The sequence below is a fragment of the Ideonella sp. P3_A4 genome, from assembly GCF_056403075.1.
In genome coordinates this window covers 1-8,090 of record NZ_JBFUGE010000271.1, presented here as the reverse complement: position 1 = coordinate 8,090, position 8,090 = coordinate 1, and the positions used below count along the sequence as shown (strand labels likewise).

Annotated in this window: 5 protein-coding genes; all 5 read right to left on the bottom strand. The window is 67.5% G+C overall.

Annotated features, from left to right (window positions below):
• On the bottom strand, positions 1–1,710 hold a 1,710-nt coding region (locus tag AC1DYI_RS20880), incomplete at its 3' end, for a glycoside hydrolase family 97 catalytic domain-containing protein (protein WP_477206051.1).
• Positions 1,707–3,368 (bottom strand): alpha-L-fucosidase, encoded by a 1,662-nt coding sequence (locus AC1DYI_RS20875; protein WP_477206050.1) that lies wholly within the window; start codon positions 3,366–3,368, stop codon positions 1,707–1,709. The genes AC1DYI_RS20875 and AC1DYI_RS20880, both read right to left, overlap by 4 nt.
• Positions 3,369–3,424: 56 nt before the next feature.
• Positions 3,425–5,413 (bottom strand): glycoside hydrolase family 127 protein, encoded by a 1,989-nt coding sequence (locus AC1DYI_RS20870; RefSeq protein WP_477206049.1) that lies wholly within the window; start codon positions 5,411–5,413, stop codon positions 3,425–3,427.
• Positions 5,410–6,849 carry a glycoside hydrolase family 5 protein gene (locus tag AC1DYI_RS20865; protein WP_477206048.1) on the bottom strand — a complete coding sequence of 480 codons (1,440 nt, stop codon included), beginning with the start codon at positions 6,847–6,849 and terminating at the stop codon, positions 5,410–5,412. The genes AC1DYI_RS20870 and AC1DYI_RS20865 overlap by 4 nt, the downstream gene beginning before the upstream one ends.
• 162 nt (positions 6,850–7,011) lie before the next feature.
• The coding region (locus AC1DYI_RS20860; protein ID WP_477206047.1) for a GDSL-type esterase/lipase family protein at positions 7,012–8,090 on the bottom strand (1,079 nt) is incomplete at its 5' end.

Below are 8,090 nucleotides of genomic sequence, written 5' to 3'. Positions count from 1 at the left end.
CATCGCACCCAGGTACCAGCTGGGCCCCAAGCGCCGCGCGAGCACGATGTCGCGCCCCGGCTCGCCATCCAGGAACCGCGTCTCGTCCCAGGCGGTGGGCACGCGCTTGATGAAGTCGAAGCCGGGTTCGCCGCGGTAGTTTGAAGGGTCGTCGGAGACCATCTGCAGCGGGCTGTCGTAGACCACGTACATGGCCAGCGCCTGGCCGCGGGTCGTCTGCGTCTGGGGCATCACAGCGCGGACCTCGAAGCCCTGCGGCGTGGCATTGCGGAAGCCGCCCGGCGTGTAGTCCATCGGCCCCGTCAGCATGCGCGTGTACGGCAGCATCAGGTTGTGCTGCGGGGTGACGCGCCGGTCCATCTTGTTCCATTCGGCGCCCAGCACGCCTTCCTGGGTGATGAAGTTGGGGTAGCTGCGTTGCAGGCCGGCCGGCACGTAGGCGCCGTGAAAGTCCAGCAGCAGATGGCGTTTGGCGGTCGCCTCGGCGACGCGCTGGTAGAAGGCCACCATCTCCTGGTCATCGCGGTTCATGAAGTCGACCTTGATGCCCTTGATGCCCCAGCGTGCGTAGGTGTCGAGCACCTCGTCCATGCGTGGCGCCAGGTGCTGCCAGTGCACCCACAGCAGCAGCCCCACGCCCTTGTCGGCCGCATAGCGCGCCAGCGCCGGCATGTCGATGCCCTCAGCCGCGCGGGCGATGTCGGTGGTGGGGAGGGCATCGCAACAGGGGCCGGTGCCCCACGCCCAGCCGGCGTCCATCAGGTGGTAGGGGAAGCCGGACTCGGCCGCGAAGTCGATGAAACGCTTGTAGGCCGCCACGTCGGGCTTCACGCCTTCCAGCGGCCCCGACCACCAGTCCCACGCCGCCTTGCCGGGCTTGACCCAGCTGAAATCACCCTGGGGCGGCGGGTTGAGGTTGCCGATGAGCTGGGAGGGAATCAGGTCGCCTGCGCGGTCGGCCAGCATGACGGCGCGCCAGGCGGTCGTCAGCCCGCCGGCCGAGACGAAGGCCGGGCCGGGGCGTCCCGGCACGCCCGACAGGTGCAGGCGCAGTGCGTCGCCCTCGCGTCGCAGCGAGGCGCCGGTGTAGCCCTGCAGATGGGCCTGGGTGATGGCGTAGTGGGTACGGCCCGAGGGCGTGGCGCAGACCACAGGCACGTCATAGGCGGCGTCCGGCTTGAGCTGCGAGATCTTCAGGCGTTCGAACTGCGCTTCGTGCCCGCCGTCGAGCGGCGTGACGAGGCAGGACGGGTCGCCGGCCGGCACGAAGGCCGTGCGTTCGCCGCGAAGCTGCACCGGGCCAGTGTCTTCGAGGCGGTAGCGGAAGGCGACACCGTCGTCGTAGGCGCGTGCATCGATGAAGAGGCGGCGTCCGCTCCCCGCTTCGCGAAAGGCCAACGTCGCCCCGCGATAGTGGACGCGGGCTGTGGCCGCCTTCGTGGCGACGAGGGGAATGACGCGGTCCTCGGCCACGTCCTGGCGCGACTCCAGCGTCAACGGGCCGAGGGCGGGTTGGCCGTCCAGGTCCAGCCCCAGGGGCGAGGCGGCGATGACGGCTTCACCACGGCGGCTGACGCTGAATTGGCTGCCGTCGCCGGAGATGCGGATGGCGACGCGGCCGTCGGGCGATGCGATGACGGCGTCTGCCGCATGGCAGCCCGATGCGGCCAGAGCCAGGATGGCCGTGGCGAGGTGGTGGGTGGTCTTCATGCCACCCCCGCGCCGCGGATCTTCAGCGCCACGGCCGGCGAGCCGGCCAGCCCTTCGGGCAGCCTGACCTCCAGCCCCTTGCGGCTGCGTGTGAACGCCAGGCTGTCGGTGGAGCCCAATGCTTCGACGCGCTCGATCACGCCCGGCATCAGCCCGGAATCCTGCGCCAGCGCGGCGATGCGCATGACGCCGCTCTTCGGCCAGGCCAGCCCGATCGCGTACAGCACACCCGCCTTGGTGGTGAAGCGGATGTCCTCGGCGGTGAACTCCTTGACCTGGCCTTCGCTGAACATACCGCCGCCGACCTGCGTCGGCCCTTCGCCGAACGTGCGCCAGGGGCGGGTGCCATGGATGGCTTCGCCGTTGCGGCCCATCCATTCGCCCAGCGCTTCCAGGATCTTGCGTTCGTCCGAATCGATCGTGCCGTCGCCGCGCAGCGGGATGGACAGCAGCAGGTTGCCGTTCTTGGAGACGATGTCCACCAGGCGGTGGATCACGCTGGCCGCCGACTTGTAGTGGTGGCTGTCGAAGACGCCGCGGTTGTAGTGCCAGTCACCGATGCAGGTGTCGGTTTGCCAGGGCAGCGGCTCGATGCCGGCGCGCTGGCCCCGCTCGACATCCTCGACCAGCCCGGCACGCCACTCGGGCGGGATCTCCTTGGCGTTGATGACGGCCTCCAGCTTGCCGCCATGCCATGCCATGCTGGCGTTGTAGTAGTGCGCAGCGATGTCCAGGCCGGCCTGGCCGAGCGGCAGGCGAGAGTTGTCGAAGTAGACGAGGTCGGGCCTGTAGCTGTCGATCAGGTCGCGGCAGCGCAGGAACCATCGGCGCGTGAACGCCGGGTTGTGCGGCGGGGCCTTCTCGTCCCAGACGCGGTCGTTGTGCTCATGCCATTCGTTGGCGGTGCGCACGGTGGTGATGCCGTCGGGCATCACCATGTTGCGCCCCGTGTAGAGGTCCTGCGGATCGAGGCCGTCCCACCAGGTGCCGCGGCCGTCGGCCTTGGTCAGCCGGAAAGCGTCGTAGCGCTGGCCGGCCAGCGGCCCTTCGGGGTCGTAGCCGTAGGCGGCCTGTTGCCAGTGCCAGGCATGCGCCGAGTGGTTGCTGACGCCGAAGCGCAGGCCGCGCGCACGCGCCGCCTTGGCCCAGGTGCCGACGATGTCGCGCTTGGGGCCGACGCGCACCGAGTTCCAGGCGTGGTACTTGGAATCGTAGGCATCGAAGTTGTCGTGGTGGTTGGCGAGCGAGACGAAGTACTTCGCGCCGGCCTTCGCGTACAGATCCATCAAGGCTTCGGGTTCCCAGTTCTCCGCCTTCCAGCGGTTCTGCATCTCCATGAAGCCGACCTTGGTGGGGTGCCCATAGGTCTGCACGTGGTGGTCGTACTGCCAGTTGCCCTGCAAATACATGTTGCGGGCGTACCAGTCGCCCATTTCGGGTACGCACTGCGCGCTCCAGTGGGCCCAGATGCCGAACTTGGCGTCGCGGAACCAGTCGGGCGTGCGGTAGCCGTCGACCAGTGAATCCCAGGTCGGTACGAAGGGCGCGGGCGCGGCGTGGGCGAGGCTCAGGCCACCGGTGCCGGCCGAAGCGGCAGCAGCGTGCAGGAACGAGCGGCGCGACCAGTCGGCGCCCGGGAGTCGGTGTTTGGCTTGCATGTTCTTTCGCGTTGTCGGATGCGACGCTGAGGGCGTCTCGGGCGTTGGGCTGATGTTCAGGTCAGCCGGCAGTACAGGCTGTAGCGCTCGTGCGCGATTCGGTGGAAAGGAACGAGTTCGATCCCGCCCGCGGGTGTGCCGGTCCGGGCGCGAAACGAGAGCGGCGCATCGCCGGGCCGGACGGCGTCTTCCAACGCGCCGCCGCCCAGCGCGAGATGCGGCAAGGCTGCCTCGGTCTTCAGCACCTCGCCGTACGCATACTGGCCGGCGACGATGTCGTCGCCCGGCTGCATCCCTTCGCGGCCCATGCGTGCAGCCAGCACGATCGGGCCGACCATGACGGCCGCGATGTCGCTGGCACCGGGCAGCGGCTGCAGATGCAGCCGCATGGGAAAGGCCACGTCGATTACGTCGCCTTCGTGCCAGACGCGGTCCAGCTCCACGTAGCGGCCAGGCTCATGGCTTTCGGTGAGCGGTCGGCCGTTCAGCTGCACCGTCAGATGCGGGCACCACGCAGGGTGGCGCAGGCGCAGCGCAAAGCGCGTCGGTCGTGCGACCTGGATGGACAGGCGCGTGTTCGCCTCATCGGGGAAGGCCGTCGTCTGACGCAGGCGCACCTGCTTGTCGGCCCAGTCGAGCGTGGAGGCGATGAACTGGTTGACGTAGAGCGTGCCCCCAGGCCGACGCGTAGCGTCGTCCGCCCCCCGAGGGGGATGAGTCACTCGGGAGCGGCCCTTCGTTGACTCATGCGCGCCCGCGCCGTCGGCGTCGTTCGCGTCGCGAAAGTAGATCGAATCGCCCAGCTTGGCGAAGTTCTCCATGCCGGTTCCGGTACAGCACCAGAACGAGCGCTCAGGTGTGCCATAGAGCTTTGGATAGCCGGRGCGCGTGGACTGGAAGTAGGTGACCATGCCCGAGTCCGGGTCCTGCGAAGCGAGGATGCCGTTGAACAGCGCGCGCTCGTGGTAGTCCGCGTAGGCCACCGAGGGCTCGGCAGTGAACAGCGCCCGCGTCAGCCGCAGCATGTTGTAGGTGCAGCAGGTCTCCATCGTCTTCGCCGAGGCAAGATGCTGGGCCGCATCGGCGGGTGGGAAGAAGTGCTCACCGTCGCCATTGCCGCCGGTGGCGAACGAGCGGCGATGCACGACCGTGCCCCAGAAGTAGCGGGCAGCCTTTGCGTAGCGTTCTTCGCCGGTTGTCTCCGCCAGGCGGGCGAAACCGACCACCTTCGGGATCTGCGTGTTCGAGTGCAGCCCGTCAAGAGCGTCGCGGCCCTCGGCCAGGGGGTCGAGCACGGCCTGGTGGTTGAAGCGCAGGGCCAGGCGCAGATGGCGCGCATCGCCGGTCAGCGCATGCAGATTGGCCAGCACCTCGTTCATGCCACCGTGCTCCACGTTCAGCATCTGCTGGAAGCGCTCTTCGCCGCTGGCCTGCGTCGCTTCCACCATCCAGTCCGCCAGGCGGACCAGCACGGCCAGCGCGCGGGGGTTCGCGGCATGCACATGGGCATCGCACAGGCCGGCCATGATCTTGTGCATGGTGTACCAAGGCACACCCGTGACCGCCCGCCCGGCCACGGCATTGCGCAGCTGCGCCTCACCGTCGGGGAAGGCGCACACCAGGCCGCTGCCGGCCGCCTGCTGGCATGCGTGAAGTTCGTCGACCACGTGGTTGACGCGCGGCTGGAAGGCTTCTTGGCCTGAGGACGCCCACATCATCGAGCAGGCGCTCAGGTAGTGGCCGAGCGTGTGGCCTGGGCAAAGATCTTCCGATTCCCAGCCGCCGTAGCGGGCGGCCTTTGGCGCCAGCCCTGCGTTGACGCGAAAACCATGGAGCAGCCGGTCGGTGCTGAGCGAGAGCAGGTAGCGTTGGTCGAGCGCCTGCGCTGTCTGGAAAGGGCCGGGCAGCAGCCGCACGCTGGACAGCGCGAAGGGCCGTGCCCGCGCACCTGGGGCAGCTGCTTCGCCGGCCAACACGCCGGGCACCATGGCGGCCAGCAATGGCGCCACGGCCGTGCTGGCAAGGAAGCCGCGACGTGCGGTCATCGTGCGTTGACGATTGTGCTGATCAGGCTGGGGTAGCCCTGGGTGGCGGCGGAGCGGTTGAACAACCCCATCTGGTGGTCCGAGAGGTAGCCGTTGTCCCAGTACATGGGCACGACGCCGCGTGCGCGGGCAGAGCGGGTGATGTACTCGTCCCAGTAGGTGCGATATTTCTGGCTGGGGTCGACGTTCAGACGTGCGACCGCGGCGTATTCGCCCATCACGATCGGAATGCCCTTGCCATCGGTGAAGCGCTGCTTCAGCTTGTCGAACTGTGCGTCGACGTAGCCCTCATTGGCCCAGGTCTCGGTGTTGGGCGGGCTGGTGGCGATGCTGCCCCACTGCCAGATGTTGTCGTTGGCGGTATTGAGCGTGAAGTTGAACGGGTCGTAGTAGTGCACCTCCAGCATCAGCCGGTTGGCGGCGCTGTCGATCGGCACGGCGAAGAAGTTGTAGGTGTGGTCGATGTTGGTGTTGTAGCCCTGGACGATCAGGTGGCGCACGGCGTTGTTGCCACCCGTGCCGCGCACCGTGTCCACGAAGGTCTGGTTGAAGCCGTTGTGGACCGTGTAGTACTCGGGCGGCGGCGTACCGTAGTCGCCGTCGACCATCACCTCGTTGAGGGCGGCGAACAGCAGGGTGTCGTCGTAGTTCCTGAAGTGGTTCGCGATCTGCTTCCAGAACTTCTTGATGCGGGCGTTGGCCGAGGCCTGGTGCGCATAGTTGGGCTGCATCCAGCCGCCGTCCCAGTGGATGTTGATCAGGGTGTACAGGCCGGCGTTGTGGGCGTAGTTCACCACCTCGGTCACGCGTGCCAGCCAGTCGGCCCGGAGGTTGTCGTTCGAATCGGCGTACTGCTTCCACGACAGCGGGATGCGCACCGAGTTGAAGCCTGCGGCCTTGACGGCGTTCATCATGGCCTGCGTGGTGGCCGGGTTGCCCCAGTTCGTCTCACCGCCGATGGCCTCCAACGAGTTGCCGAGGTTCCAGCCCGGAGCCATTGCTGGCGACAGCTGCAGGCTCGTCATGTTGCGCATGGGCCCCCGCTTGTCGGGCGTGCCGCCGCCACCCAGGCTCGTCACGAACACGCGCGTCGCGTCGGCAGCGTTGGAGTTGTGGGGGGCGTTGCCGGCGTTGAACTTGATCCAGTACCAGTACGTCGTGCCCGAGGCGGCGGTGGTGTCGACGTAGTTCGTGACGCCGCCGCCGCTGAGCTGCGCGATGCGTATGCGCCCAGCGGGGCTGCTGTCGATGTCGCGGTACACCTGGACCTTGCTGATCTGGCCCGAAACCGTCCAGTTCAAGGTGACGTTGTTGTTGCTGCCGGTGGCCGTAAGGCAAACGGTGGCACCGCCGCCGCCGCCGCAACTCTCGGCCTGCACGTGCGTCGCCGTGGTCGACAGCGCGAGCAGCAACGCCAATGAAAAGACATGCTTCATGGTCTACCTCTCTGGTTTGAATGCCCGGCGCACGGTCTCCTGCGCGCTCTGACGGTTTAGGAATCGGGGCATGTGTCTCAAAATTAGTCGCCGGTACCCCAGCACCCCATGCCGAGCCTCAACTCGGACCAGTCGTTCGGCTGGGCGGAGCTGCGTGGTCGTTCAGGGATTGTTCAAGAGCCGTTGCAAGGTGGGGTGCATCGCGCGCTGCCAGATGGCGTAGCCCTTGTCGCTCAAATGCAGCATGTCGAACAGGATGTCCTTGGACAGCGTGCCGTCCAGGTTCATCAGTTCGGCATTGATGTCGAGGAAGTGCACGCGGCGCCCGTCGGCGTAGCCGGCGATGAGTTTGTTCACGCGGTTGTTGATGCCGCGCAGGAAGTCGTCGGGTTTTTCGCCGCGCGGGAAGATCGCCAGCAGCAGCACCTTGGTCCGCGGCGACCGCCGACGGATCTCCTCGATCAGGCGCTTGATGCCGGCGGCGGTGGTCTCTGGGGCCTCGGCACGGTGGCCGGTGTTGTTGGTGCCGATCATCAGCACGGCCACCTTGGGTGCGATGCCGTCGATCTCGCCGTTCTGCAACCGCCACAGCACGTTCTCGGTGCGATCGCCGCCGAAGCCGAGCGCCAGTGCGTGCAGCGGCGTGTAGTGTTGCAGCCAGACCTCGCGGCCTTCCTTCTCCCAGCCCTGGGTGATGGAGTCGCCGATGAACACGACTTCTGGCGGCGTCCCGTCGGCGACGAGCTTGCGCTTTTCTTCCAGCTTCTGCTGGTGGCGCGGCATCCACCACTCGACGGCCCACGACTCGTCCTGCATCGCGGGTGTGACCGACTCGGTTCGGTAGTCGGGGCAGGGCAGGCTGGGGCGCACGCCACGGACGATCCGCACGTTGGCCACGCTGACGCGGCCAGTGCCAGTGGCATCGAGCGAGAAGGGCAGGCTCACCTTGGAGAAGTCGGCGCCGTCCCGGGCAAAGCAGCTCATCGACAAGGCGACGTGCTGCCAACCCTTGCTCGCCCAGGCGCGCGCCACATCGATGAGGTTCACAGCCCGTTCGCAGCCGCTGCCGCAGCCCATCTTGACCCGCACGCCGCCCTTGGCAAGGTCGGTCACGTCCAGGTCGAACTCCAGGGTGCCGTTCTGGTAGGGGCGCAGATCCAGGGGCGCGCGGCTCTCGAACCGCAAGGTCGCCTGCCAGAGTTCATGCCAATCGAAGGCCACCGCCTCGCGCTGGCCTGTGT

Coding starts and splice junctions, on each gene's coding strand:
- AC1DYI_RS20865 (WP_477206048.1), bottom strand. CDS start 6,849: ATGAAGCATGTCTTTTCATTGGCGTTGCTGCTCGCGCTGTCGACCACG.
- AC1DYI_RS20875 (WP_477206050.1), bottom strand. CDS start 3,368: ATGCAAGCCAAACACCGACTCCCGGGCGCCGACTGGTCGCGCCGCTCG.